The 26,041-nt window shown below is 61.9% G+C and carries 26 protein-coding genes; 12 read left to right on the forward strand and 14 right to left on the reverse strand.

The window, feature by feature from the left end; all coding sequences use genetic code 11:
• Window positions 1–12: 12 nt before the first annotated feature.
• From frc to BCY88_RS28145, 3 genes are read left to right on the forward strand one after another with little or no spacing between them, the layout of a single operon-like run.
• Entirely contained in the window at window positions 13–1,260 is a 1,248-nt protein-coding gene (gene frc, locus BCY88_RS28135) for a formyl-CoA transferase (protein ID WP_120347421.1), read from the forward strand.
• Window positions 1,261–1,278: 18 nt separating this feature from the next.
• A complete protein-coding gene (locus BCY88_RS28140; protein WP_120347422.1) occupies window positions 1,279–2,064 on the forward strand; it encodes a fumarylacetoacetate hydrolase family protein in 786 nt (261 codons plus the stop codon).
• Window positions 2,061–2,729 carry an NAD(P)(+) transhydrogenase (Re/Si-specific) subunit beta gene (locus BCY88_RS28145; RefSeq protein WP_120347423.1) on the forward strand — a complete coding sequence of 223 codons (669 nt, stop codon included), beginning with the start codon at window positions 2,061–2,063 and terminating at the stop codon, window positions 2,727–2,729. The genes BCY88_RS28140 and BCY88_RS28145 overlap by 4 nt, the downstream gene beginning before the upstream one ends.
• Window positions 2,730–2,788: 59 nt before the next feature.
• Here the strand turns inward: BCY88_RS28145 and BCY88_RS28150 are convergent, their stop codons facing one another.
• Complete coding sequence (locus BCY88_RS28150) at window positions 2,789–3,103, reverse strand: HAD family hydrolase (protein WP_120347424.1); 315 nt, start codon at window positions 3,101–3,103, stop codon at window positions 2,789–2,791.
• A gap of 96 nt (window positions 3,104–3,199) precedes the next feature.
• Window positions 3,200–4,147 carry a LysR family transcriptional regulator gene (locus tag BCY88_RS28155; RefSeq protein ID WP_120347425.1) on the reverse strand — a complete coding sequence of 316 codons (948 nt, stop codon included), beginning with the start codon at window positions 4,145–4,147 and terminating at the stop codon, window positions 3,200–3,202.
• Window positions 4,148–4,558: 411 nt separating this feature from the next.
• On the opposite strand from BCY88_RS28155, the gene oxlT reads away from it, so the two are divergent.
• The 3 genes from oxlT to BCY88_RS28170 are packed head-to-tail and all read left to right on the forward strand — an operon-like array spanning window position 4,559 to window position 8,315.
• Entirely contained in the window at window positions 4,559–5,899 is a 1,341-nt protein-coding gene (gene oxlT, locus BCY88_RS28160; protein ID WP_120347426.1) for an oxalate/formate MFS antiporter, read from the forward strand.
• Between the two features lie 30 nt (window positions 5,900–5,929).
• Window positions 5,930–6,874, forward strand: a complete 945-nt coding sequence (locus tag BCY88_RS28165) for a LysR family transcriptional regulator (protein WP_120347427.1) — start codon at window positions 5,930–5,932, stop codon at window positions 6,872–6,874.
• Window positions 6,864–8,315, forward strand: a complete 1,452-nt coding sequence (locus BCY88_RS28170) for an aldehyde dehydrogenase family protein (protein ID WP_120347428.1) — start codon at window positions 6,864–6,866, stop codon at window positions 8,313–8,315. The genes BCY88_RS28165 and BCY88_RS28170 overlap by 11 nt, the downstream gene beginning before the upstream one ends.
• A 100-nt stretch (window positions 8,316–8,415) precedes the next feature.
• Here the strand turns inward: BCY88_RS28170 and BCY88_RS28175 are convergent, their stop codons facing one another.
• From BCY88_RS28175 to BCY88_RS28185, 3 genes are all read right to left on the reverse strand, one after another.
• Window positions 8,416–9,393 (reverse strand): 2-dehydropantoate 2-reductase, encoded by a 978-nt coding sequence (locus BCY88_RS28175; protein ID WP_120347472.1) that lies wholly within the window; start codon window positions 9,391–9,393, stop codon window positions 8,416–8,418.
• A gap of 265 nt (window positions 9,394–9,658) precedes the next feature.
• A complete protein-coding gene (locus BCY88_RS28180; protein WP_120347429.1) occupies window positions 9,659–10,279 on the reverse strand; it encodes a LysE family translocator in 621 nt (206 codons plus the stop codon).
• 148 nt (window positions 10,280–10,427) lie between these two features.
• Window positions 10,428–10,967: a hypothetical protein gene (locus tag BCY88_RS28185; RefSeq protein WP_120347430.1), complete on the reverse strand. Its 540-nt coding sequence runs from the start codon at window positions 10,965–10,967 to the stop codon at window positions 10,428–10,430.
• Between the two features lie 317 nt (window positions 10,968–11,284).
• Between BCY88_RS28185 and BCY88_RS28190 the strand changes: the two genes are divergently transcribed.
• Window positions 11,285–11,665 (forward strand): DUF2946 domain-containing protein, encoded by a 381-nt coding sequence (locus tag BCY88_RS28190; RefSeq protein ID WP_183081470.1) that lies wholly within the window; start codon window positions 11,285–11,287, stop codon window positions 11,663–11,665.
• A 278-nt stretch (window positions 11,666–11,943) separates the two neighbouring features.
• The gene (locus tag BCY88_RS28195) at window positions 11,944–14,049 is read left to right on the forward strand and encodes a TonB-dependent receptor family protein (protein ID WP_120347432.1); all 2,106 of its coding nucleotides are present in this window, start codon (window positions 11,944–11,946) and stop codon (window positions 14,047–14,049) included.
• 42 nt (window positions 14,050–14,091) lie between these two features.
• Here the strand turns inward: BCY88_RS28195 and BCY88_RS28200 are convergent, their stop codons facing one another.
• Window positions 14,092–14,715: an IMPACT family protein gene (locus BCY88_RS28200; protein ID WP_404935739.1), complete on the reverse strand. Its 624-nt coding sequence runs from the start codon at window positions 14,713–14,715 to the stop codon at window positions 14,092–14,094.
• A 146-nt stretch (window positions 14,716–14,861) separates the two neighbouring features.
• Here BCY88_RS28200 and BCY88_RS28205 point away from each other — a divergent pair, with 146 nt between their 5' ends.
• Window positions 14,862–15,488 (forward strand): LysE family translocator, encoded by a 627-nt coding sequence (locus tag BCY88_RS28205; protein WP_120347434.1) that lies wholly within the window; start codon window positions 14,862–14,864, stop codon window positions 15,486–15,488.
• An 88-nt stretch (window positions 15,489–15,576) separates the two neighbouring features.
• On the opposite strand, the gene BCY88_RS28210 is transcribed toward BCY88_RS28205, so the two are convergent.
• The 3 genes from BCY88_RS28210 to BCY88_RS28215 form a co-directional block, all read right to left on the reverse strand.
• A complete protein-coding gene (locus tag BCY88_RS28210) occupies window positions 15,577–15,945 on the reverse strand; it encodes a hypothetical protein (protein ID WP_120347435.1) in 369 nt (122 codons plus the stop codon).
• A 114-nt stretch (window positions 15,946–16,059) separates the two neighbouring features.
• Window positions 16,060–16,218: a hypothetical protein gene (locus tag BCY88_RS39945; protein WP_183081471.1), complete on the reverse strand. Its 159-nt coding sequence runs from the start codon at window positions 16,216–16,218 to the stop codon at window positions 16,060–16,062.
• Between the two features lie 68 nt (window positions 16,219–16,286).
• The gene (locus tag BCY88_RS28215; protein WP_120347436.1) at window positions 16,287–16,967 is read right to left on the reverse strand and encodes a TetR/AcrR family transcriptional regulator; all 681 of its coding nucleotides are present in this window, start codon (window positions 16,965–16,967) and stop codon (window positions 16,287–16,289) included.
• Between the two features lie 65 nt (window positions 16,968–17,032).
• Here BCY88_RS28215 and BCY88_RS28220 point away from each other — a divergent pair, with 65 nt between their 5' ends.
• Window positions 17,033–17,671: a glutathione binding-like protein gene (locus BCY88_RS28220; protein ID WP_120347437.1), complete on the forward strand. Its 639-nt coding sequence runs from the start codon at window positions 17,033–17,035 to the stop codon at window positions 17,669–17,671.
• 22 nt (window positions 17,672–17,693) lie between these two features.
• Here BCY88_RS28220 and BCY88_RS28225 read toward each other — a convergent pair whose 3' ends face one another.
• The gene (locus BCY88_RS28225; protein WP_120347438.1) at window positions 17,694–17,951 is read right to left on the reverse strand and encodes a DUF2866 domain-containing protein; all 258 of its coding nucleotides are present in this window, start codon (window positions 17,949–17,951) and stop codon (window positions 17,694–17,696) included.
• A gap of 309 nt (window positions 17,952–18,260) precedes the next feature.
• Between BCY88_RS28225 and BCY88_RS28230 the strand changes: the two genes are divergently transcribed.
• Complete coding sequence (locus BCY88_RS28230; RefSeq protein WP_120347439.1) at window positions 18,261–19,376, forward strand: GGDEF domain-containing protein; 1,116 nt, start codon at window positions 18,261–18,263, stop codon at window positions 19,374–19,376.
• A 65-nt stretch (window positions 19,377–19,441) separates the two neighbouring features.
• Here BCY88_RS28230 and BCY88_RS28235 read toward each other — a convergent pair whose 3' ends face one another.
• The 3 genes from BCY88_RS28235 to BCY88_RS28245 all read right to left on the reverse strand — a co-directional run bounded on the left by BCY88_RS28235 (window position 19,442) and on the right by BCY88_RS28245 (window position 23,927).
• The gene (locus tag BCY88_RS28235; protein WP_120347440.1) at window positions 19,442–21,202 is read right to left on the reverse strand and encodes a peptidoglycan D,D-transpeptidase FtsI family protein; all 1,761 of its coding nucleotides are present in this window, start codon (window positions 21,200–21,202) and stop codon (window positions 19,442–19,444) included.
• Between the two features lie 122 nt (window positions 21,203–21,324).
• Window positions 21,325–21,948 carry a trimeric intracellular cation channel family protein gene (locus tag BCY88_RS28240; protein WP_120347441.1) on the reverse strand — a complete coding sequence of 208 codons (624 nt, stop codon included), beginning with the start codon at window positions 21,946–21,948 and terminating at the stop codon, window positions 21,325–21,327.
• Between the two features lie 437 nt (window positions 21,949–22,385).
• On the reverse strand, window positions 22,386–23,927 hold the full coding sequence (locus BCY88_RS28245) for a methyl-accepting chemotaxis protein (protein ID WP_120347442.1): 1,542 nt from the start codon (window positions 23,925–23,927) through the stop codon (window positions 22,386–22,388).
• A gap of 600 nt (window positions 23,928–24,527) precedes the next feature.
• Between BCY88_RS28245 and BCY88_RS39950 the strand changes: the two genes are divergently transcribed.
• The gene (locus BCY88_RS39950; protein WP_183081472.1) at window positions 24,528–24,941 is read left to right on the forward strand and encodes a hypothetical protein; all 414 of its coding nucleotides are present in this window, start codon (window positions 24,528–24,530) and stop codon (window positions 24,939–24,941) included.
• Window positions 24,942–25,273: 332 nt separating this feature from the next.
• On the opposite strand, the gene BCY88_RS28255 is transcribed toward BCY88_RS39950, so the two are convergent.
• A partial coding sequence (locus BCY88_RS28255; RefSeq protein ID WP_147408554.1) for an integrase core domain-containing protein occupies window positions 25,274–26,041 on the reverse strand: 768 nt, incomplete at its 5' end.

Here is a 26,041-nt window from a genome sequence, read left to right on the forward strand (position 1 = left end):
AGGAGACAGGATATGAGTCAAGCACTCGAAGGCGTGCGCATTCTCGATTTCACGCATGTTCAATCGGGCCCGACCTGCACGCAGTTGCTCGCGTGGTTTGGTGCGGATGTGATCAAGGTTGAGCGGGCGGGTGCCGGTGACATCACGCGTGAGCAGCTACGCGATATTCCCGACGTGGACAGCCTGTACTTCACGATGCTCAATCACAACAAACGCTCGGTCACGATCGATACCAAGAACCCGGAAGGCAAGCTGGTGCTCGAGGCGCTGATCCAGAAGTGCGACGTGCTGGTGGAGAATTTCGCGCCGGGCGCGCTCGACCGTATGGGTTTCACGTGGGAACGGATTCAGGAATTGAACCCGCGCATGATTGTGGCGTCAGTGAAGGGTTTTGGCCCGGGTCCTTATGAGGACTGCAAAGTCTACGAAAACGTCGCGCAATGCGCGGGTGGCGCGGCTTCGACCACCGGTTTCGACGATGGCCCGCCGGTGGTGACCGGCGCGCAGATCGGCGACAGCGGCACGGGTTTGCATCTGGCGCTTGGCATTGTCACGGCGCTGTACCAGCGCACGCAAACCGGGCGCGGGCAGAAGGTGCTCGCCGCGATGCAGGACGGTGTGCTCAATCTGTGCCGCGTGAAATTGCGCGACCAGCAGCGGCTCGAACGCACCGGCACGATGAAAGAGTACCCGCAGTATCCGAACGGAACCTTCGGCGAAGCGGTGCCGCGCGCGGGGAATGCGTCGGGCGGTGGCCAGCCCGGCTGGATTCTGAAGTGCAAGGGCTGGGAGACGGATCCGAATGCGTATATCTACTTCATTACGCAGGCGCCGGTGTGGGCGAAAATCTGCAACGTGATCGGCAAGGAGGAATGGGCCACCGATCCGAACTATGCGACACCCGCTGCACGCTTGCCGCATCTGAAGGACATCTTTGCCGAGATCGAGCGCTGGACCATGACCAAGACCAAGTTCGAGGCCATGCAGATTCTGAACAAGTACGACATTCCTTGCGGACCGATTCTGTCGATGAAGGAAATCGCCGAAGAGCCGTCGCTGCGCAAAACCGGAACGATTGTCGAAGTTGACCACCCAACCCGGGGAAAGTACCTGACGGTTGGCAATCCTATCAAACTTTCGGATAGCCCGACCGAAGTCAAACGCTCGCCGCTGCTGGGCGAACACACCGACGAGGTGATGGCTGAACTCGGCTACTCGCCCGAACAGATCAGCGCATTGCGGACCGCCGGCGCAATTTGACAGATCAAGGAGCGACGTATGGATACGTGGATGCGTTTCATGTCGAGCGATGGTGGCATCGTGTTCGGCCGGGTGGAAGGCGGCTATCTGCATGAGTACGAGAGTCTCGATCAACCGGTTCCGACCGGCGCTGTGCTGTCGACACGGGCACTCACGCCGCTCGCGCCGTGTGCGCCCGGCAAGATCATTGCGCTGTGGAATAACTACCACGCGCTCGCGGCGAAACTCGACAAGCCCGTGCCGGCGCATCCTCTATTTCTGCTGAAGCCGGCGGGATCGGTGATCGGCTCGGGCGATGCGATCCGGCGGCCGCCCAGTTACGCTGGCAAGATCGTCTACGAAGGTGAGCTCGGTATTGTGATCGGACGGCGCTGCCGCGATGCGAGTGCGGAGGAGGCTGCGGCTTCGATCTTCGGCTACACGTTGGTCAACGACGTAACCGCAGCCGACCTGCTGAACGAGAACCCGCATTTTCCGCAATGGTGCCGCGCAAAGGGCTTCGATACGTTCTGCTGCATCGGACCCTCCATCGTCTCCGGTTTCGACTGGCGCACGGCGCGCCTTGTGACGACGCTCGACGGTGTCGAGCGGCAGAACTATCCGCTGGCCGATATGGTGTTTTCGCCTGCCGAGCAGGTGCGTCTGATTTCACAGGACTTGACGCTCGAACCAGGGGACGTGATTGCGTGCGGCACCTCGGTCGGTGTTGGGTCGATCAAGGACGGCGCGACCGTGACGATCGCGGTTGAAGGAATCGGCACGCTCAGCAATGCACTGGCCGTGGCCTGTGAGGTTTCACTATGACGCGACGGCCCGGGCTCGTTGCGTTGCTGGGCAGCGCCACGGGGCTCGCCGTCGTGTTGGGCGGGTTCGCCAGCTACCTTGGCGCGACGGTAACGGCGCGGGCGAATGTCGAGCGTATCGAACTCTATGCGGCGGTTTTCGTCGGCGCGCTGGTTTTTGCCGCATCTGCCATCGCGTTCTGCACACTGCGCGGCGTGCTGGATCTCAGCGCGGCGGCGCGTCCGGGCCACGGTATCGTCAATGTGTCGGCGCTATTGCTGTGCGGATGGCTTGGCTACGGTTTTGTGACTGAACAGGCCCAGCCGTTCGGGCTTGCCGCGCTGCTTGCGATGAGCGTGTTGGCCGCCGCGCTAGGCACGCATCTGATGGCGAAGCGCGCCTATTCCAGCAATCCCCGTGCTCACGCGTTCAGTGGACGCGGTCATGCGCACGGCGATGCACGTTGTCACGCGATAACGCTCGGGCGGCAAGGGCTGTTGGCGCAAATCGAATGGCACGGTGGCGAAGAACAAACATGGGTGCTGCGTGAGATAGAGCCCGACACGGTGCGCGCGGCGGCATACCGGCACCGCCGTGGCTGGCATGGCACGGGGAACATGAGTGCACACAGGCGCGGCCTCGTCCGCCAGCACGCCACTCATCGCGCGATGTACCGTCAAAGATGAATACAGGGATATGTCGAGCGGAAAACCGGATGAATGGCGGGACCGTCCTCGCGCAGTCTCTATTCGCTGGCTTCGCCGGCTGCCGCGAATTCGCTGTAGTACCTGAGCTTCTTGCTCAGGATCATCTGGGCAAGAAACTCGGCGTCGTACGCCCGGTGAAGATGCGAGTGAAATCGCTCGATATAGGCGGTAATACGCGCCGCTTCACTGTTGAATTCCTTCAGGACCTCGAGTGTGGCCTGGTCCCAGCGAAACCGCAGACCAAGATCGCTGAAGGCGGCGTTGAACGCGCTCAGATGGGCGTCGTCGGCACCGGTCACGGCAGCGGGTGTGGAGCGCGTGCCGGCATGAGTTTCAAGCGAAGCGTGATTCATGATCGGTCTCCTGAACTGACAAGTAAGGGAACTCACTTGCAGCATAGGGATACTGATCAGTTTGAAATAGTCAAAGTTTTAATGGGTTTGCATAACCTACTGCTTATAGACGCTCAATTCCTTCACGCGGGTGATTTTCTCGATGAGACTCGCGCCTTCCTCCATCAGGAAGCGCTTGAAGGCGACGGCAACCGGCGGCAGGCGCTTGTTCTTCCGATGCACCACGTACCAGTTGAGCATGACCGGAAAGCTCTCGACGTCGAGCACGACCAGGTGGCCGAGTTGCAACTCGAGACTGATCGTATGCGCGGACAGGAACGCGATACCCATGCCGGCGATCACGGCCTGCTTGATCGTCTCGGTGCTCTTGATCTCCATCGCGATCTTGAGATTGGCGAGCCGGCCGGCGAAGCCTTCTTCCATGGAATTCCACGTGTCCGAGCCGCGCTCGCGCACGATAAAAGCCTCGCTCGCCAACTGGCTCATCCTGATGTTGCGTTTGTGCGCGAGCGGATGCGTGGGCGCCGCCACGATCACATAAGGGTGCGGCGCGAACGGCTCGTTGGTCGCGTCGGTTTCGTGCGGCGGGCGCACCATCACCGCGAGGTCGGTCTGATTCGTCGCGAGTTGATGCAACAGTTCCGCGCGATTGTGTACTGCAAGATTGAGCACGACGCCCGAGTAGCGCCGCGTGAACTCAGCCAGCACGCGCGGAAAGAAATAGTCGCCGGCGCTGATCACCGCGACGTTCAGCTTGCCGCCGGAGACGCCCTTGAGCTGCCCCATCGCCTCGTCGACTTCGTGGAACTGCTGAATGATCGCGCGGCTGTAGTGAAGCATCTCGGTGCCGGCCGGCGTCAGATAGATTTTTTTGCCGAGCTGCTCGAACAGCGGCAGCCCCGCGTGTTCCTCGAGTTGCCTAACCTGGGTGGAGACGGCGGGCTGCGTCAGATGCAATTCCTCCGCGGCGCGCGAGAAGCTCAGGTGGCGCGCCACCGTTTCAAAGACCTTCAGTTGCCGCAGAGTCGCATTGCGCATCGTCATGGCCAATGTATAAGCAAATGTGAATCAACATAATAACAAACTTTAATTATTAGTAATTCAGCAATGACCCTAGCATGGACCTGCATTAGAAGCGGAATTGCCGGTGCGTTACGCAATGCGGTGCTCGGCGCAGTACCCGGCGCAGTACCCGGGTTAACGCTTGGATTTGAGGTGTGACGGGCCCTGCAGCAAGAATTGATGCAGTACCGATGTTTAATTGATCGGAATAAAAGCAGTTGCGCTGCAAAGCGATGAGTCAGGCAGGCCAGTTTTCGAATAATGCGAATTAAAGACGCAAAAATTAAATACTCCCGAATGGCAAGGCTATTCGGGTCATAACCAGAAGGCGAGACGCATGGAGTGCGGCGCGACGGCCGGCCGCACTCTATAAAAATGGCGGAGACAAGGCGCATGGACGATATCACTCAGCAGACCACGGCCCGCGTGTTCTGGGCGAACCGTTGGTGGCAGCTCGTCATCGGCATGATGTGCATGGCGTTGGTGGCCAATCTGCAATACGCATGGACATTGTTCGTCACGCCGATGAATGCGCGGCATCACTGGGGGGAGGCATCCATTCAACTCGCCTTCGCTATTTTCATTCTCACCGAAACGTGGCTCGTGCCGGTAGAAGGCTGGCTGGTCGACAAGTTCGGCCCGCGCCCGGTGGTCGCCGGCGGTGCGGTATGCGCGGGTCTCGCATGGGTCATCAATTCATATGCGACAACCTTGCCGATGCTGTACGTGTCGGCGGTCATTGCCGGGATCGGTGCAGGCGGCGTGTACGGTACGTGTGTCGGCAACGCGTTGAAGTGGTTTCCGGATCGCCGTGGTCTCGCGGCGGGTTTGACTGCGGCGGGTTTTGGCGCGGGCGCGGCGGTCACCGTGATTCCGATCGCCAACATGATTACGCGTTCGGGATATGAGCATACGTTCTTCTTTTTCGGCATCCTGCAGGGCGTGTGCATACTCGGGCTCGCGCTGCTGTTGAAGAAACCGGTCCTGCGCCAGCAAGCCGCGTCGAAGAAAAAGTTCGCGGTCACCAAGGTCGATTACACACCGGGTCAGATGATCAGGACACCGGTGTTCTGGGTGATCTACGTGTCGTTTGTCGCGGTGGCGGCGGGCGGTTTGATGGCGACGGCGCAAATCGGTCCGATCGCGAAAGACTGGGGGATCGCACGCATCCCGATGACGATCTTCGGCATGACCTTGCCGCTGCTCACCGCCACGCTTTCTATCGACAATATCTGCAACGGCTTTACCCGTCCGCTGTGCGGTTTCATTTCCGACAAGCTCGGCCGTGAAAACACGATGTTCGTGATCTTCATCGGCGAGGGTCTCGCGTTGCTCGGCCTCATGCAATACGGCAGCAACCCGTATGCGTTCATGACGTTCGCCGCGTTGATCTTCCTGTTCTGGGGCGAAATTTTCTCGATTTTCCCGGCGATCTGTGCCGACACCTTCGGCAGCAAATACGCGGCAGCCAATGCGGGCACGCTCTACACCGCGAAGGGGACGGCGTCGCTGCTGGTGCCGATTGCTTCGGTACTGTCGGCAACAGGTGGCTGGAATCTCGTCTTTATAGTCTCCGCGGTGGTCACGATCGCGGCGGGCATCTCGGCGAAGTTCATTCTTTCACCCATGCGTTCGCGCTGGATCGAATCGCACAACGAACCTCAGGGCGCGCTCGCGGTTGCCGGCAGCAAGTCCTCGCGGCTGAGTCATTGGCCCGAGCAGACAGGCGAATAGGGTGAGCGGCCCATACCCGGTAGTGACGTCATGAATGTTTCGCTGCAGCAACTCAAAGTGTTCGTCGCCGTTGCGCGTGAACGGAGCTTTACGCGTGCGGCGCGCGAGTTCGATCTGACGCAGTCGGCGGTGAGCCGTTGTGTGCGCGAGCTTGAAGAGGCGGTCGAATTGAAACTGTTCGATCGCACCACACGCCAGGTAGAACTGACTCATGCGGGCGCGAGCCTGGAACGCAGAATCGGTCGCCTGCTCGACGAAATCGAGTTGACGTTGCGCGAGGAGCGTGCCGCTTATGAAGGACACACCGGCGTGGTTGTGCTGGCGAGCAACCCGGTGCTGTCGTCGAGTTGGGTGGCGCAGGGGCTCGCGCGTTGTGCGTCGGCGTTTCCCGAACTGATCGTGTCCGTCAAGGACCAGCCGCAAGGCGGTGTGCTCGCGAGCGTCGAGCAGGGGGAAGTGGACTTCGGTGTCGTCTCGGTAGCGCAGCCGCTGAACACCGATCAGTTGCATGCACAAATGGTTTTCACGACGCCACTGCACGTGGTGATGCCGCCCGCGCATCCGTTGGCGCGGCAGGCTGCCGTTCCGTGGTGCGCCTTGCAGGACTATGCGCTCGTCACGCTGAACGCCGATGCGGGTGTGCGCACCGCGCTCGAGCTTGCCTTCAGTACGCACGGTCTGAAGCGGCGGCCGGTTCAGGAACTCGGACACGTCGCGGCGGTGTCGCGCATGGTCGAGCTGGGCATCGGCATTGGTGTTTTGCCTGTCGGTGGACATTGGCCCGTACCCGCCGCGTCATTGGTGAGCAGACCGCTGGTTCCCGGGATGAATCTGACCACACTGCTCGTGCATCGCCGCAACCGCTCCCTCAGACCCAACGCCGCGGCGGCGTGGGCGCAGTTCGCCGCCCTGACCGATCCGCTGCTAGTCAGCCCACGCGACATTTCCCACAAGGAGCTTCATGATGGAAACTGAAACCGACCTCAGGCGCCATGATCTGCTGATAGACGGCAAGCGTTTGCCGCCCGGCACCGGTGAATATTCCGTCGACATCAACCCGGCAACCGAAGAACCGATTGCACTGGTTGCGCAAGGCAGTGCGGCCGACGTCGATACGGCGGTACACGCGGCGCGGGCCGCGTTGAAAGTGTGGAACGCGATACGGGCAGCCGAACGGGGCCGCATCCTGGCGCGTCTCGCCGGCCTGATGCGCGCGAATCTGGAAGAACTTGCGGCGCTGGAAAGCCTCGACGCGGGCAAGCCGATCTCGGCCGTGATGCGCCAGGACATTCCCGCGGCGATCGACACGCTCGAATACTACGCGGGCTGGTGCGACAAGATCAACGGACAGGTGGTGCCGGTACGTCCCGACGCATTGACGTACACGTTGCGCGAGCCGGTTGGCGTGGTCGCCGCGATCGTGCCGTGGAATTTCCCGCTGATGATCGGCATGTGGAAAATCGCGCCCGCCCTGGCATGCGGTTGCACGCTGATCGTCAAACCGGCGGAGATTACGCCGTTGACCGCGTTGCGTATCGGCGAACTCGCACTCGAAGCGGGCGTACCGCCGGGAGTACTGAACATTGTCACCGGCAAGGGGCGGGTGGTCGGCGATGCGCTCGTGGCGCATCCCGGCATCGACAAAGTGACTTTCACGGGCTCGCCGTCAGTGGGGCGCGGCATTCTGCAGGGTGCGGCCGGCAACTTCAAACGCGTCACGCTGGAGCTCGGCGGCAAGTCGGCGAACCTGATCTTTCCGGATGCGAATCTCGACAATGCGGTGCGAGCCGCGGCGTCCGGCATTTTCTTCAACACGGGTCAGGTATGTTCGGCCGGCTCGCGCATTCTGGCCCACCGTGATGTGTACGACGAAGTTGTCGAGCGTCTGGCGGCGCGGGCGAAGGCGATCAAGGTCGGTGATCCGGCGGCGCGCGAAACCTCCATGGGGCCGCTCATCTCCGCCGCGCAGATGAAGACCGTGCTCGGCTACGTCGAGGCCGGGCGCGCCGAAGGGGCGTCGCTTGTGACCGGCGGTGCGCGTGTGGGCGAGCGAGGCTTCTTCGTCGAGCCGACGGTGTTCGCCAATGTCGAGCATGAAATGCGCATTTCGCAGGAGGAGATCTTCGGGCCGGTGGCAACCGTGATTCGTTTCAACGACGAAGCCGACGCGATCCGGATTGCCAATGGCACCTTGTACAGCCTCGCGGCCGGCGTATGGAGCGCCGATATTGGCCGCGTGCATCGCGTGGCGCGTGATCTGAAGGCCGGTACCGTGTGGATCAATACGTACGGCTATACCGACGTGCGCTTGCCTTGGGGCGGTTCCGGCGATTCCGGTTTTGGCCGCGAGCATGGCGACGTCGCGATTGAAAACTTCACCGAGCCCAAGGCGGTGTGGCTGGCGATCGATCAATAGCAGCGTAAATCAATAGCAGCGTAAATGAAGGATCGAACACCTGGTGTTCGATCCTTGCCTGAGGTCTCACGCGAATTGGTGGCGCAGCGCGGGCGGACGCTCAACCGTTTTGCAAGGCCATCCGTTCGCGCAGTTTGATCAGGGCGAGCACGACGTCGATGGTCGGGGTGGGCTCGGCAACGAGACGGCCCATTTCCTGGACCACCGTGAGCAGCGGATCGATCTCCATCGGACGGCGGTTCTCCAGATCGACCAGTGTGGAGGTCTTATGCGCGCCGACCGCACCCGCGCCGTCGATGCGTTTTTCCACATCGACGCGAAAATGCACGCCGAACTGATCCGCAATGCGCTTGGCTTCCAGCATCATCGTACGTGATACCGTGCGCGTGCCGGGGTCGCTGGTGAGGATGTCGAGCGTGGCGTGAGTCAACGCGCTAATCGGGTTGAAGCACAGATTGCCCCACAGCTTGAGCCAGATTTCGTCGCGGATATTGTCACGGACCGGTGCATCGAAACCTGCCGCCTGCATGATCTCGTGCAGTTGCTGAATGCGTGGCGTGCGTTCGCCGCTCGGCTCGCCGATCGGGAATTTTTTGCCGTACACGTGCTTGATGACACCCGGTTCGACGATCTCCGCGGCGGGGTACAGCACACAGCCGATTGCGCGTTCGGGGCCGAGCCTCGTCCATTGGCTGCCGTCGGGGTCAATGCTGGCAAGGCGCGTGCCGGCGAATTTTCCGCCGTGCTGGTAGAAGTACCAGTAAGGAATGCCGTTGACGCCGGTGACAATCGCCGTGTGCTTGCCGAGCAGCGGCTGCATGGTTTCGACCACACCGGGCAGCGAGTGCGCCTTCAATGTGATGATCACGAAGTCCTGCACGCCGAGTTCGCGCGGGTCCGACGTGCAGCGTACCGGCGCGCTGTACGTTTCGCCGTCCATGATCAGCCTCGCGCCGTGTTCGCGCATTGCAGCGAGATGCGCGCCGCGCGCGACAAAGCTTACGTCCGCGCCCGCACGCGCCAGTTGCACGCCCATCAAACCGCCAATCGCTCCTGCTCCGAAGATACAGATCTTCATGATGCCGCCCCTGTGACGATGAGAACTCGCTTGCCCGGCGCCGCGCATGGTCTTGCCGCGATGGCGGGTTATTGATCGAGCATAGGGGTGCGAGACGATTGACGACAGTTAAAGTTTCTGCGGCGGTGTATTCGTTATTGTTTATGGTTGGGCCAATGGACTGGCTAGCAGGCCGGTTTCACCATTGCGGGCGTGGGCCGTACAACATGCATGTTTCCGGCACGATCGTTGGGTAAGCCCGGTATCTCTCTTCCGCTCCGGCGCGTTATGTCCGCCGCACCAGCAGAAAACTCACCCCGATCGCCCCAAGAAACGTCCCGCAACAGCGATTGAACCAGCGCCGGACCCTGGCGCGAACCAGCCACTTGCCGAGGTGCATGCCCGCCCACGAGTAAAGCGCGATCGCCACGCATTCAAGCACCAGAAAGCTTGCGCCGAGCACCGCGAATTGCGGCAGCATCGGCTTGGCGATATCGACGAACTGCGGCAGGAACGCGGTGAAAACCAGAATCGCCTTCGGATTGCCGGCGGCCACCAGGCACTCCTGCCGCGCGATCCGCCAGAGCGACGCGTCTTCTTGCTGCATCGTGTCGATAGTGGGCGCGTCGCTACGCCACAGCTGGATTGCCAGCCAGATCAGGTAGGCGGCGCCCGCCAGCTTGATCGCAAGAAAGAACCACTCGGATGCGTGCAGCACGACCGCAAGGCCGGTTGCGGCCAGCACCAGCATCAAGGCGAACGCAACGAGCCGGCCGGCGCCGCCGAAGAAGGCCGTCATGAAGCCGTGCCGCGCGGCAACGTTGATCGATAGAAGATTGTTCGGGCCAGGTGCGAGGTTGATCGCGAAGCAGGCGGGCAGGAAGAACAGCCAGGCGGTGAGGGACATGACGGCTCGCACGGAGAAGAGGACGAAACTGCGACGAATCGGGCAGGCAGGACCGCAGGCGCCAGTTACGCCCCCGATTCTGCGTTTTCCCGCTATTTCGCGATTGTAGCGAATCGGCGGACCGTGCCGATTCAGTCCGCCCGTCCGTTCAATTCACCGATCTAACGAAACCTGGGTCGCTGATCAACGCATCGACACTCAGTTTGACCGTGTCTTCGATGGCGATGGTATTGCTCGTGAATTTAGGCGATTTCTGCCGGACAGTCTTGGTGGTCGAGAACACAACTTTCTGGGTTGCGGCATCGGTCACGATGTAGCGCATTTTCAGCGTCCAGAACGTGGGCGAGCGCGTGTCGTCTACCGTGAACTTCTCGATGCTGCCGCTCAGAACCTTTCTGCCCTCGGTGAGATGAAAACCGGCAATCTGCAAACTGCTCGCGATGCTGTTGCGCACGGCCTCGTTGATATCGGTTTTTAGCACGATGCCGGTCATCGCCGTGTTTTCGATCCGGTTCGGCGACACCTGGCCATTGACGGCCGCCATGTAGACGAAATCGCGGGCGGGGGCGACGCTGAGCCAGCCGGTGGGATGCGCGGCCGTTCGCGATGGACAATTCAGGCCGAACCACGACCAGGAGCAGGCAGACAGCATCAACGGCAGTGCGACGGCGCCGCAACCCTTGACCACAGCGGATCTCAGGGCCTGGCGCAGGGGGCCGGGCGATGGCCGCGGAGACTGATTCTGTTGCGGCGACTTGGGCGCTGTGCTGGAAAAAGCGGCGGTCGAGGTCAGAGGGGTAGCCTTTTAAGTTGAGTCATCCCGGTGCAGAGCAGCATGGTAACAGCGAGCCGATGCGGTGCAATAAGCGCCACGCATGTAAATGGCGAAACTTGTGTCATATCGTAGAGGCCGCTATAGCCATTATGGTGTGCCGATGGGCTTGCGATTTCGACGATGTTGCGTGGCATAATCGCACGGCTTTCATTTCTCCAACACCTCGCCACATGCTGCGCCGCCATCTACAGAAGATCGGCAGTATCCTCGGATTGCTCGCAATCCTGATGGCAACGCTTGCGCCTACGGTGTCGCAAGCGTTGAGCGCGCAAGAGCGTCTCGATGCAGCGCTGGTCGATCATTGTTCGGCACAGGCCGACGCGTTAGCGAGCAGTGGCGCGAGTGACTCGCATGCGCTGGCGTTTCATTGGGAAGCGTGTGGCTACTGCGGACTGCTCGCACATTTCCCGGTCGTGCCGCCGGTGCCGCTTGCCTTCGCGACTCAGGCCGCTTTCGCGCATACCGTTGTCGTCCATGCCAGCGTCAGCGCGCCGTCCGTTACGCCGCATCTCTACGCGCAGCCCCGCGCGCCACCTGCCGCCGTTCTCTGATCTCCGCCGGTCTGCCTGCGAGCCTGGCGTGGTGTGCTTCCACCTGGATGCCGCCTCGCCGCTGACGCGCATGCACGCCTGAGCGCGCAGACCCTCTCTCTTACGCCGCTGGCTTTCACCGCTAGCAGTGCCTGTGCACGCTTGCATACGCAAGCGTGGGCCTGTTAGCGCGTGCTCGCCGCGCAGCCCATTCGCACGCGTACTCGACCCGATCGAATACGCGCGATAGACCACATTCAAAAAGACGCTGCCACGATGCAGCGCCGGGACCTCATCCTATGTATCGATTCATCAAAAGAAGTAGTGCGCTGTCGAGCGCCGCAGTTTTTTTCGCCACGCACGCGCTCGCGCAGACCAGCAAACCGTCTGACGCTTCGGAGCCGAAACTGTTGGCGCCAGTCGTCGTGCAAGGGCAGGTTGAGCGTTCGCTGACTTCTAGCACACCGGCTCAACAGAAGCGCAAGCTCGACGAAACCGTGGGCTCGGTCGGCTTTGTGGATAGCGAGTCCTATACGAATACCTATGCCTTCACCTTGCGTGACGTGCTGAAGGACGTGCCGGGCGTGTTCGTGCAGAACCGCTATGGGCAGGAACTGCGTCTGTCGATCCGCGGCTCGGGCATTGCCCGTTCTTACCATACGCGCGGCCTTGAAATTCTGCAGGATGGCATACCGACCAATCTGGCTGACGGCAGCGGCGACTACTACCAGATCGATCCGCTCGCGCTGCAGGCCACCGAGGTCTACAAGGGCGGCAACGGACTCGCCTACGGATCGTCGACCCTTGGCGGCGCCATCGATTTTCTGACGCCGACCGCGCACACAGCGGCTGCGCCAAACATCTTGCGGCTCGAAGGCGGCAGTTACGGCACGGTGCGCAGCAGCGCGCAGTTTTCGCGCGTGGTGGGGCCGCTCGATTTCATCGGCACGTTCACGGTCGATCATAGCGACGGCTTCCGCCAGCATTCACGCGGCCAATATGAGCAGTTCAACGCCAACGTCGGCTACCGTTTCAGTCCGAACGTCGAGACGCGCTTTTATCTCGGCGCCTACGTCGTCGATCAGCAATTGCCGGGCACGCTGAGCCTGAGCGATGCGCTGAACAATCCGACGAGAGCTGCCGCCAGCGCGTTGTCAGGCGACCAGGCGCGCAACACGCGCACCGAGCGGATCGCGAACCGCACGACGGTGAAACTCGACATCGGCCAGCTCGACATCGACACGTGGGCGATCCACAAGAGCCTGTATCACCCGATCTTTCAGGTGCTCGACCAGGACGGCTGGACCTATGGCGTGGCGCCTCGCTATACGGCAACGCTGAACCTCGGCGGAATGCGCAACGACGTGATTGCGGGCGCACGCTTTTTCGGCGGCAATACGCAGGCGCGGCAGTACGTCAACGTTGCCGGCAATCGCGGCACGCAAACACTCGACGCGTCGCAGAACGCATACAACTACGAGGCCTATGTCGAGAATCGTCTGTTCTTCCTGCCGACTGTCGCACTGATGACGGGCGTCAAGGCGCTGCGTGACGTGCGTGAATATGTCGACCATGGCGGCCTCGCAGCGGACCCAACCTATAAATCGGCAAGCCAGACCTATAACGGTATCAATCCGAAGCTCGGTTTGCTGTGGCAGCCGAATCGCGAGATTCAGGCTTTTGTCGACATCACGCGCAGCCAGGATACGCCGGATTTCACCGATCTCACGCAGTCGTTCGCGTCGACCACACGCTTCACGCCCTTGCAGTCGCAACATGCATGGACGCTCGAGATCGGAACGCGCGGCACGCGTGGCGGCGTGAGTTGGGATCTCACGGCGTATCAGTCGATGGTGCGCGATCAGTTGCTGCAATACACGACCAATCCGGATATTCCGGCCGCTACGTTCAATGCCAACAAGACCGTGTTGCGTGGTATTGAAGCCGGCGCCTCGGTCGATGTGTGGCGCGATGTCTTCAGGCCGGGTTCGGGAGACCGGATCACGCTGTCGGGGTTATGGAATCTGAGCGATTTCCGTTTCAAGGACGATCCGCAGTATGGGTCCAAGCGGATCGCCGGCGTGCCCGTCAACGTGCTGCGCGCCGCTTTGAGTTATGCGCGGCCCAATGGTTTTCATGTTTCGGCGACCGTGGATTGGGTGCCCGCCGGCGCCTGGGCCGATGATGCCAATACGCTTCGCGTGCCGGGTTACACGTTACTCGGCTTGCAAGCCGGGATGGATTTTCGCAATGGCGTGTCGGTGTTCGTGGATGCCAGGAATCTGACCAACAAGCGCTACGTCAGCGATATCAGCACGGTGGCCAATGCCGCCACTGCGAGCGGGGCGATCTTTTATCCCGGCGAGGGGCGGAGTGTTTTTGCAGGCATCAGATACGCATTCTGATTCCGCGTTTGCCCTCGTCGCGGAGGGAGGGGGGCGAAGCGGTCAAAAGAAACCGGCTTTGCCCTGAGTCATATCCACGAGCGCGAGCCGTGCGTCCTCTACCGCGTTGACGGGTAGCCGGATCGTCATCTTCACCAGCATTCCGTAGGCACTATCGACGAGTCCGTAACCTTCCGCTTCGATCCATCGGCGTACTTTCGCTTCGTCGGCGTAACTCACTTCGACGATCAGCGTAACCTGGGCAATCCGCTCCACGCGCGGCGCGTCCAGTAACGCCGAGGCGATCGCATCGGTATAGGCGCGCACCAGCCCGCCGGCGCCCAGCTTCACGCCGCCGTAATAGCGCACGACGGCTGCGAGCACACCATCCAGATCATGATGCCGCAGCACTTCGAGAATGGGCCGCCCAGCGGTTCCGGACGGCTCGCCGTCGTCGGACATGCCTGACTGGCCACCCGCCAGCAGCGCCCAGCACACATGCGTCGCGCCAGGGTGCGCGTCGCGCAGACGCCGCAACTCGGCCATCGCGGCGTCGCGGTCGGCAACCGGTATCGCATGCGCGATGAAACGGCTCTTACGAATCTCGAGTTCCGCGCTGAGCGGCGCGGGCAAGGTATAGGTGGGCAAGGCTAAGACTTCAGTGGACGAAAAAATCGCGGGCCTCATGCGCCATGTGCGTCTCATATGGCGTCTCATGCGGCCCCGCGTCCGCCATGGTAACGGATCGCCGACGCGTAATCGGCGAATGTCTATAATCGTCTGCTTGAACGCGCGCCTGTCCACCGAAGCGGGCGCGCCACTGAGGAGACGACATGCTTGATCTTTCTACGCTGGGAACGTTCGTTGCCGTTGTATTGGGGCTTTTTCTGATTCCCGGTCCGGCCGTGCTGCTGGTTTTGACACGCACGGTGCATGGCGGGCGCAAGGCCGGCATACTCACCGGTCTCGGTATCGCGGTGGGTGATTTCATCCATACGCTAGGCGCGGCGGTCGGGCTGTCGGCCTTGCTGATGACCTCGGCACTCGCCTTCAATGCCGTGAAATTCGTCGGCGCCGCATATCTGGTCTACCTGGGCATTCGCGCCTTGCGCGAAAAGCAGGCGAGCACGCATTTGCCGGCGGTTGCGCCGGTATCCGCCTCCAAAGCTTTCTTGCAGGCGATTCCCGCCGAAGTGTTGAATCCCAAGACCGCGCTGTTTTTCCTCGCGTTCCTGCCGCAGTTCGTTCACCCTGAGCACGGCGCCTCATTCCCGCAGTTCGCCACGCTCGGGCTGATCTTCGTGGGCATGAGCGCGCTTTATACAACGCTGATCGTGCTGACCATTCGTCCGCTGGGCAAACTCGTCAAGCGCCTGACCTGGCTTAGCCGCTGGCAAAACAAGATTATCGGCGTGCTGTTTATTTCGCTCGGCCTGCGCGTCGCCACGCAAACGCGCTGATCCAGCGGCACTCACCTCGCCGCGCGCCGTTTTTTCGTCTGGGCACGGGTACAGAAATACGCCGGCTAGTTCGAGCGCTACGCTCGAACTAGATATTCCGGCGCTGCCGCCTCAAGCGGCCCTCACGTGCGTACTCCATCTGGCCCTGGGTGCGCACGGCGAGCTTTTCCTGTGCGGCGCGGCTCATCTGCCGCGTATCGTCGATATCCCCGACACGCAGCACTTCTTGCGCGATTCGTATACGTAGCGTCATTAATGGTTCGCCGCGCTCGACCAGCGTGCGGTCGGCGGCGCGCGCCTGCTGGACGCCGCTGTCGATCAGGTTGCGCAACTCCAGCAGCGTGAGCCGCTGGCGTTGAATCTCGAGGATGAGCCGCTGGACGGCCTGCTCGTCGCGCGTACGCCACCAGGCGCGCAGTTCGGCTAGCGTGGGCGGATCGAAGGGAGGAAGACGCATTGCTCAGACGAAAAGTACTGTATATATGTACAGTATAGCCCGTCTTTTTGCGGAAACGCGCGGTGCGCGTTGAACAGCATTCAACCCCTGTCCGGGGAGAGGGCGTTACGGCTCTTAGCTGAGCACGAGCATGATGGAGGTGGAGACCACGATGATGAAAAGACAGGCGGCAGTCAGTACGTCGTACGGATAGTTCATGTCGAAACCATGGCGTGTCGGGTGAATCAACCCATCATAGGCGTATCCGTTCTCTGCGACTGTCAACCATTGCAAAGGCGCTGCTGTTCCGCAGTCCATGATCCGGGCGGCACAACTAACGACGCGGGAGAAACACCTTCCGCCTAGCGTCCACGTCCCTTCGCTGCCGTTTTCTCCGATGCCGGTCCAGATGACCCGTCCGCATCGCCGCATAGCAAGGCCACGCCCGCAACCGCCGTCGCTCGCAGCGACGCGCGCGAGTCGCCCGCGCGGGCGCGCAACGCGAGACTGTGCAGAATCGCCGACGCGAGCTTTGCGAGGACGGCCGGTTGTGCATCAGCGGCCAGTTCGCCCGCGGCCTGCGCCAACTTGAAGCGCTTCTCGAAGGCTTTGTCGTAGGTGCGCAACCCTTCGGCAAGCATGGTGCGGACCTCGGCGTCAGACGCCGCTTCGACCGTGGCGGTGCCGATCATGAAGCAACCGAGCGGATCGCCCTCGGCGGGCATGTACCACGCGAGCGCGCCGTCATAGACACGCTGCAGCGCCTGCGGCAGCGGCAGGTCCTCGGCGAGCGCATGAACCATCGCGACCCGGCCGGCCTCGATATAACGTTCGAGCGTGGTCAGATACAACGCGCGTTTGTCGCCGAATGCGCCGTACAGGCTCGGGCGGTTCATGCCCGTCGCGGCGCTCAGTTGATCCAGTGAGGTGCCCGCGTAACCGCTGCGCCAGAATACGTCTCTTGCATCGGCGAGCGCCTGGTCGGAATCATAGGCACGCGGGCGGCCGCGTGGGCGGGCATCTTTTTTTGTACTGGTCGGCATAAAAATATGGCGGAAGTTATTTATATGCAATATAGTACAAAAACACCAACGACAGGGAATTCCCCATGGATCTGTACTTCTCTCCGCTCGCTTGCTCGCTCGCCACCCGCATCTCGCTGTACGAGGCGGGGGCCCAGGCTGGGTACATTCAGGTCGACACGAAGTCGAAGCAGTTGGCCGATGGTTCGGACTTCTATCCGATCAGCCCGCTCGGTCAGGTGCCGGTGCTGCGCACGGACGAAGGCTGGCTGTTGACCGAAAACACGGCGATCCTGCCGTATGTGGCCGATCGCTATCCCGACGCACGGCTCGCGCCCGCCGCGGGTACGGCGCAGCGCGCCCGGCTGCAGCAGTGGCTGGGTTTTATCAGTACGGAGTTGCACAAGGCAGTGTTCGTGCCGCTGCTCGATGCGCACGCGCCTGAAGACGTGAAGCGCTATGCGCGCGACAAGGCCGCGCTGCGGCTAGGCGTTCTGCAAGATCATCTGGCGCAAAGCGAGTATGTGCTCGACGCGTTCAGCGTGGGCGACGCCTATCTGGTCACGGTGCTGAACTGGGCTTCGTATGGCGGGATCGATCTGTCGCAATGGCCGGCGGTTGCCGGGTACTACAAGCGGTTGATGCGGCGCCCGAGTATCGCCAAAGCCGCTGCGGAAGAATTCGCGCTGTTTCAGGCAGAAATGGCCAAGGACGCGAAAAGCTGAGGACGGGTTGCCGGCTGCGCGATCAGTCGTCGCTATGCTGGCAGAAACGGCGCCCAGGAATGTGCGACACGACCGCCTGGGCGATTTCCAGTGGCGTGCTTTCCGCGGGCACCACGCGGCGGCTCGACTCGGGATTGTGTTTCATGGTCCATTCGACGAGTCTGTACGAGCGTCCCCAAGGGGGTTGCAAAGGGTCCGAGACCTTGCACGAGTGGATCTGGCGCACCCATTCGTTGCCGGGCATCGCGCGCAAATGCTCGAATACCGTGTCTTCCACCATGGTTTGACTCCTTTTTCGCAGGCAGGCTGTCCATCTATCGGCGCGTCGGCGACACCCCCGGAGAAAAAAGCGCCGCCGATGTTCTGGCGGCTCAACAGGGGATGTTGGCTGCCATAGTTACAGGTAAGAATTAAGCCAAACTTAAGAGCGCGCTCAAAATTCCCGCGCCGAATCTTTCTGCCCGATCGTCGCGTCAAGCGGCTGTTTTGCGTGCGCGGTGATCCAACCCTCAAGACCTCGCGGAATTGGCCGTTATTACAGCGATTGGGGCCGCCGACCCCGCTCCGCCTTCGGGCTCGCATCGATAACGTGACGAATCTCGCTCAAACGCCGCTTTCAGACCGCCTTCGCTCGCTCGTCGATACTGTGCAGCACAATGAGCGCACGCTGCGCCGCTTTCAGAACGTCGAGTTGAGGTTGATCGGCGCACAGAATTTCACGTCGTTTCTCGACACGCTGTTTAGCCATTTGCCGCGGGAATTCTCGCTGGCGAGCGTGGTGGTGTGGCTCGACGACCGCGCGCCGATGCTGCTCGAACTTCTCGAACCGGGCGCTTTGCATGCGCTCGCCCAGCCCAATCTGAGGACGTCGCGCGAAGCGGGTCTCGCCGCCCAGGGGCTGTGCGACGAGGGCCAGCCGTGGCTGGGCCAGCCGGCCGATCTGCCGGAAACGGCGTGCCGCGCGTTCTTCGGCGGGCCCGGCACGCCAGCGAGCGCGATCTTGCTGCCGCTCGCCGCGGGCGATACCACGAGCGGCTATCTCTGCCTCTGCAGCGACGATCCGGCGCGTTTCGCACAAGGCATGGCGACGGATATTCTGGAGCGCTTTGCAAGCATCGTGACGGCGAGTCTCGACAACGTCGCGCATCGCGAGCGGCTCAAGCAACTCGGCATGACCGATTCGCTGACCGGCCTCGCCAATCGCCGCTACTTCGACGAACGGTTGCGCGAGGAGATCATGCGCGCTGTCCGCTACGGTGTGCCGGTCGCGTGTCTGTTTATCGATATCGACAATTTCAAGCGGATCAACGACACCTACGGACATCAGACCGGCGACCGCGCGCTGGCGGCGGTGGCGGCCTGCGTGCGGCAGCAGGTGCGCCTCGGCGACACCGTGGCGCGTTACGGCGGCGAAGAGTTCACCGCGCTGCTGCAAGGCGACCGGGCCGACGCGCTGACGGCGGCCGAGCGCGTGCGGATGGCAGTCGAGAAACTGGAATTGCAGGACGACCACGGCGAACGCATCGTATTGACCGTGTCGATCGGCGTGGCCGCGCGCACGATTACGGGCACGCCGGCCGAGGCGGCCGTGCACGGCCACGCGATGATGGAAGAAGCCGACAGGGCGATGTACCAGGCCAAGCGCAATGGCCGCAACCGCATCGAGGCGCTGGTGAAAGCGGGCAGCGATAACGCTCGACGCTAAGCCTCGCTGCCGGAACGGCGCATAGCAGCGGGATTGACGGACCAGCGGGGTGCACCGAGCCCGGCTCACGCATCCGGCGGCACGCCCAGCAATTGCAGCGCCCCCCCTGTCACCGCGCCGAATACCGGGCCGGCTACCGTCCCGCCATAGAACGCCTTGCCGGCCGGGTCGTCGATCATGACGGCGACGATCAACCGTGGGTCGCTCATGGGCGCCATGCCGACAAACAGCGCACGGTAACGGTTTTTCGCGTAAGTGGCGCCGACCTGTTTGCGCGCCGTGCCGGTTTTGCCGCCGATCCGGTAGCCTTCCACCGCCGCCGCACGCCCCGTGCCGCCCGGACCCGTGGCCATTTCGAGCATCGAGCGGATGGCGCGCGCGGTAGCGGGCGTGGTGACCGCATGGCCTTTGTCCGCGGCCTGCGCGGCGCCGGTTGCATCCGGACTCCCGTTCGCCTGCCGGTCCAGGCCCTGGTCTTTGCGCAACAGACTCACGCGATGCATGGTGCCGTCGCCGGCATATGCGGTGTAGACCTGCGCGATCTGCAGCAGCGAGGTGGACAGTCCGTAGCCATACGCCATGGTCGCCTGTTCGATCGGACGCCAGCGTTTGTACGGGCGTACCTTGCCCGACGCGACACCCGGAAAGGTCAAATCCGGCCGCAGGCCAAGCCCGTATTCCTGATACTTGTTCCAGATCGTTTCGGCGGGCAGATTCAGTGCAAGTTTGGCAAGCGCGATATTGCTCGACTTCTGCACCGCCTCGGCAACCGTCATCGCGCCATGATTCGAGGTGTCGTGAATCACGGCCGGCCCGATCTTGTACCAGCCCGGCGCGGTATTGATGATGCTTTGCGGCCGTACCTTGCCTTCGTCGATCGACAGCGCGACCACAACCGGCTTGATCGTCGAGCCTGGCTCGAAGGTGTCGACGACCGCGCGATTGCGCAATTGCCGCCCGGTCAGACGCGCGCGGTCGTTCGGATCGAAGCTCGGATAGTTGGCGAGCGCGAGAATCTCGCCGTTGCGCGCATCGAGCACGACCACGCTGCCGGCTTCAGCGTGATGTCTGGCGATGGCGTCCTTCAATTGTGCGTAAGCGAGCTGCTGAATGCGCCGGTCGATCGTCAGGTGGACGGTGTCGCCGTTCTGCGCGGGCACGAGCGGCCGGGTCTCGGACACGACCCGGCCCAGACGGTCGCGGATCACTTCGCGCTGGCCCGGCACGCCGAGCAGTTGTTCGTTGGCGGCGAGCTCGACGCCTTCCTGGCCGTTGTCCTCGATATCCGTGAAGCCGACCACGTGCGCCGCCGATTCGCCCTCCGGGTAAAAGCGCTTCGAATCCGCGATCTGCGTGATGCCGGCGAGGCCCAGTTTGTTGAGGTGATCGGCGGTATCGGCGTCCACCTGGCGCTTGAGCAGCACGAAGGTCTTGTCGCCGTTCAGGCGCCGGCGCAGTTCCGCCATCGGCAGGTCGAGCAGTTTCGACAGCGGCGCGAAGGTCGCTTCGTCGAGCAGCTTGGGGGAGGCCCAGATCTCATAGGTCGCGAGGCTGACGGCGAGCAGCGAGCCATTGCGGTCGACGATGCGCCCGCGCGTTGCGTCGAGTTCGATGGTGCGCTGATAGCGTTTCTGCCCCTGATCGACGTAGAAGTCCTGATTGACCACCTGCACCCAGAACGCGCGCGCCGCCAGCGACGCGAACGCGCCGAACACCAGCAGGATGACGAGTTTCGAGCGCCACATCGGCAGGCGCGCGGCCAACAACTGGTTCTTCGCGACGGGCGCGTAGGGATCATGGGACTGCGATTTCTTCTTTTGGATCATGAGTGCGGTGAGCGAGCAGCGCTGCGTGGCGAGCTGAAACCGGCAACGCCGGCGGCCTGTTACGCGTGACTGTCGAGCGGGCTCCTCGAGTGGATGCGGCACGCGCGTGGCGTGCAGCGGGATTAGCTTGCGCCGCCCGAATCGGCGGCGGTGAATACCTTGAATTGCCAGCGAAACCGCACGGCCAGCATGCGCACCGTGAAGCCGCCTGCCAGCACCACGATGGATGCCGGCCCCGGCGCCACATCGCAGGCTTGCAGGAGCACATACGCGGCGCCCGCGCCGAGCGCGATGCTGGCGTACAGTTCCTCGCGCAACACGAGCGGCATCTGATTGCACAGCAGATCGCGCAACATGCCGCCGCACACGCCAGTGATCGCCCCGGCCAGCACGACGATTGCCGGACTCACGTTCAGCGTCGCGGCAATATCGCAACCGATGATCGTGAACGCGATCAGGCCGATCGCGTCGACCGTGACGAACAGCCGTTGCCAGTTGCGCAGCCACTTGGCGCCGGCCGCGGCAATCGACGCTGCCCCGATTGTAATCAGAACGTAATCCGGATGCGAGATCCATGCAAGCGGATAGTGGCCGAGCAACACGTCGCGCACCGTGCCGCCGCCGAGCGCGGTGACGGTGCCGACAAGACACAGGCCAAAGCGGTCCATGCCGCGACGCATGCCCATCATTGCGCCGGACATGGCCTCGGCGACGATCGCAAGCAGGTAGAGGGAGTGGAGCAACATGACGGCGAGCCTTGGTGGGACGGCGCTCGCGAGAGAAGATGCTCCGTATTGGATGCCGCGAGGCGCGCGTTCAAAAGCGGCCATTATCGGAAGCGGTGGAGCTTGATGAAAATGCCTTAAGCCGAATTCGGCAATGCCAAATTCGGCTTAACCTGGTTGCGGGATTGGGCGTGGTAAGCGTTTGCTGAACGGGGGCTTTGTTTTCGCCTTGGCCTCTGCTTCTGCTTCATCTTCGTGTTCGTCTTCGCAAAGCGGGCGCAGTCACGGGCGGCGACAAAAAAGCCGCGCGGACTTGAAAATCCGCGCGGCTGGTTCGTTCGATTAATGCGTCGACTCCGACGCGGCGTGTTAAAGAGGCGCTCCCTGCCTGTCGAGCGCCTTCTTTTTATCTGACGCGCGTTGCCAGGCGTTCTACCGCCTGCAGAGCGCGCTTTGCCTCAGGCCGGCAACGCGAAGCTCGAGATCGCCTCGCGCAACACGCCCACCTGATCCTTCAGCGAATGGGCCGCGGCAGCGGCTTGTTCGACGAGCGCGGCATTCTGCTGCGTGACCTGATCCATTTCGCCGACTGCGCGATTGACCTGTTCAATGCCCGCGCTCTGTTCGCGCGACGCATTGCTGATCTCCTCGAGGATTTCGTTCACGCGGCGCACCGACTGCACGATCTCGCCCATCGTCGAACCGGCGTTGGCCACCAGCGATGCGCCGGCTTCCACGGTATGGGTGGAGGTTTCGATCAACGCCTTGATTTCCTTTGCGGCCGTGGCCGAGCGTTGCGCGAGGCTGCGCACTTCGGCGGCGACCACTGCGAAGCCGCGCCCCTGTTCGCCTGCGCGGGCGGCTTCGACGGCGGCGTTGAGCGCGAGAATATTGGTCTGGAACGCGATGCCGTCGATCACGCCGATGATGTCGCCGATCTGCCGCGAGCTGCTGGTGATTTCGCCCATTGTGCGGACCACGTCGTCGACCACGCGGCTGCCGCGGGTGGCCACGTCCGCGGCCTGGCCGGCCAGATGTGCCGCTTGCAACGCACTGTCCGCGTTCTGCTTCACGTTGACCGTCATCTGATCCATGCTCGACGCCGTTTCGACGAGCGCCGCGGCCTGCTCCTCGGTGCGCTGCGACAGATCGGTATTGCCGGCGGCGATCTCGGTTGCGCCGATATTGATGTTTTCGGTGCCCAGACGCACGCGCGAAACCGTATCGACGAGACCGGCCTGCATGGTGTGGAGGGCGTGCAGCAGACTGTTGGTGTCGTTCGCCTGCAGCGGCACGTTCGTCGCGAGGTTGCCGCGCGCCATCAGTTGGGCCGCTTCGACCGCGACTTCGAGATCGCCGCCGAGCGTGCGGCGGATGCTGCGCAACACCAGCAGCATGACGGCGGTGGCGATCGCGCCGAGCGTCAGGGTAAGGACGAGCCAGCGCAACAGATTCGCGTAGAACGCGCTCTGCACGTCGTCCATATACATGCCGGTGACGAGATACCAGTCCCACGGCGCGAAGCGCAGTGAGAAGCTGGTTTTCGCCACGGGTTTATCGCCGCCGGGTTTGGCCCAGAGATAGTCGACGTAGCCGCCGCCCTCGTGATTGCCTGCCTCGACGATATCGGTGAACAGGTGATTGCCGGCCGGGTCGGTGAATTGCGCCATGTTCTTGCCGACCATTTCCGGCTTGATCGGGTGCATTAGCATGACCGACTGCGAGTTGTTGACGGAGATGTAGCCGTCTTTGCCATAACGCATGGCGGCGAGTGTTTCGAGCGCCTGCTTTTTGGCTTCGTCTTCGGTGAGGGTGTGTTGCTGGGCGAGGGTGTAGTAGCGGTTGACGATGTGATTCGCCTGGTCGATCAGCGAGGCGAGTTGATCGCGGCGGTCCGAGATCATCGACGCACGGTTTTGCCATGCGCCGAAGCCGCCGATCAGGATCAGGCCGGTCCAGAGGACCGCGATCATTGAGGCTAGTTTTTTGTTCAGAGTCATAGCAATGGGGGTTTTGCGCGGTTGCTTTGGCTTTGGCTTTCGCTTTTGCTTTCGCTCTCGCGCGGTGGTCGGTCAGGGTGGTGCTCTTTCACTCTTTCACTTCTTTCGCTTGCAGCGTGTGGCTTGTTGCTCCTTGTGTTTACGGCTTCTCGTTCTTCCCTCCACAGGGGAGGGGAAACCCGCTGTTTTATTCGTCTGACTAAATGAATTTGTGTGCCGCTAGCAGGGCCTGTTGTCTGTTTGCTTACGGTGTTGGTGTTTCCTTGGTCTGGATTTTTCTTTGGCCTTTCCTTGATTTGTTAGTGGTCTATTGGTGTTGCCCCTGTGCGGGGCGGCACCTACTTTTCTTTGCCTGCCGCAAAGAAAAGATAGGCAAAAGAAAGCGGCTCAAACCGCCAGCTCATAAGTGGGGGCCCTGGCTTGGAGGGGGCAGTGGTGCATCTGGAATCCGTGTTCTCGCACATTCGGCGCTCGTGACAAGGGCGTCATACTTCCGGCGGCGCTGCGCGCGCCGTAGCGGTAGTTCACTAAACCGTATGCCAGTGCCTACGTTCAGCGATATTTCATCCAACCATCCACTGCTCGCCCACGCCCAGCGATTTGCACCGCCACGTTTCAATCGCCAACCGCTCAGAAGTCTCCACCACCCACGTTCTGCTCGCCAACCGCTCAGAAGTCTCCACCACCCACGTTCTGCTCGCCAACCGCCCAGCAGTCTTCACCACCCACGTTCTGCTCGCCAACCGCCCAGCAGTCTTCACCACCCACGTTCTGCTCGCCAACCGCTCAGCAGCCTTCACCACCCATGTTCTGCTCGCCAACCGCCCGGCAGTCTTCATCACCTGTGCTCTGTTCGCCAACCGATCAACAGTCTTCATCACCTGTGTTTTGTTCACTGACGCTCAGCAGTTGTCATCACGCGCGTGTTGTTTACCGACGCTCAGCGGTCTTCGTCACGCGTGTGCTGTTCGTTGTCGTTTAGGAAACTTAAATACATGTAAATTTTTTACCTGAATTCAGTAGTATTCCGTAGCAAAATTCAACGGTACTTTCCGTACATTGGCGAGGTGAAACTGATGATTCTGCTACGCGAAGCGCAGGCGTGGGTTTGCCTGATAAACCTTGCCGGCGAGCACGTAGTGCGAGGCGGGAGGCATGACTGCCTTGTCGCTTACGTTGAATGTGCGAGAACACGGATTCCAGATGCACCACTACCGTGACTGCGCGGGGGACCCGCTTAAGAATTAGCGGTTTGAGCCGCTTTCTTTGCTTATCTTTCTTTGCGGCGGTGTATAGACCGGGGACATGATTGACAAACGTGCGGGGACATCATTGACACTTTATGGTCAGCGATTCTCGCTCCTCAGGTCAAGGGTGAGGATGCGGTGATGTGCAAACCAGAATTCAAATACGCCGTCTTCGCCCGGCTTTGCGCGTGCTGCAACCGGCAGCCCATAAAGAGCATTCGAGACCTTGAGATGCCGTCCTTCAAAGCGTAGCCGGCCGTCGGATTTGACCCGCAGCACCACGTCATCCGGGCCGTACTCTGGCTCCTGCAGCGCTGATGGATACGCCCGCGGGCTCGGCTTGTAACGGCTGATCGGTGTATCCATGCCGATCGCTTCATGCGGGCGCTCGCAGTTATATATGGTGCGCCAGCGGTCCAGTTCCTGCTGCACGTGCTCCTGCGTAGCGAAGCTTCGTCCGTTCAGCACTTCTGCCTTCAGCGTCCGGTGAAACCGCTCATCCTTGCCGTTGGTCTGCGGGTGATACGGCCGGCTGTAGCTGATGCGGATGCCCAGCCGGATCAGCCAGACGGCCAGCTCGGTAAGCTGCCCCGGACTGCCGGGCGAGCCCCACGGCGAGCCGTTATCGGTGTTGATGCGCAACGGCAGGCCGTAATGCCCAAACGCCTCCCTTAAGCCTGCCTGCACGGTAGCGGTGTCGGTGGGGCCACAGGCGCGCAGCAGGATGCTGAAGCGCGAGTGATCGTCCAGTACCGTCAGGGGGCTGCAGCGCTCCTTCCCGAGGGTCTCGAAGTGCCCCTTGAAGTCCATCTGCCAGAGTACGTTGGGCTGGTCGTGCTCAAAGCGCTTCCAGGGCTCGCTCATCGC

The sequence above is a fragment of the Paraburkholderia fungorum genome (assembly GCF_003610895.1).
GTDB lineage: Bacteria > Pseudomonadota > Gammaproteobacteria > Burkholderiales > Burkholderiaceae > Paraburkholderia > Paraburkholderia fungorum_B.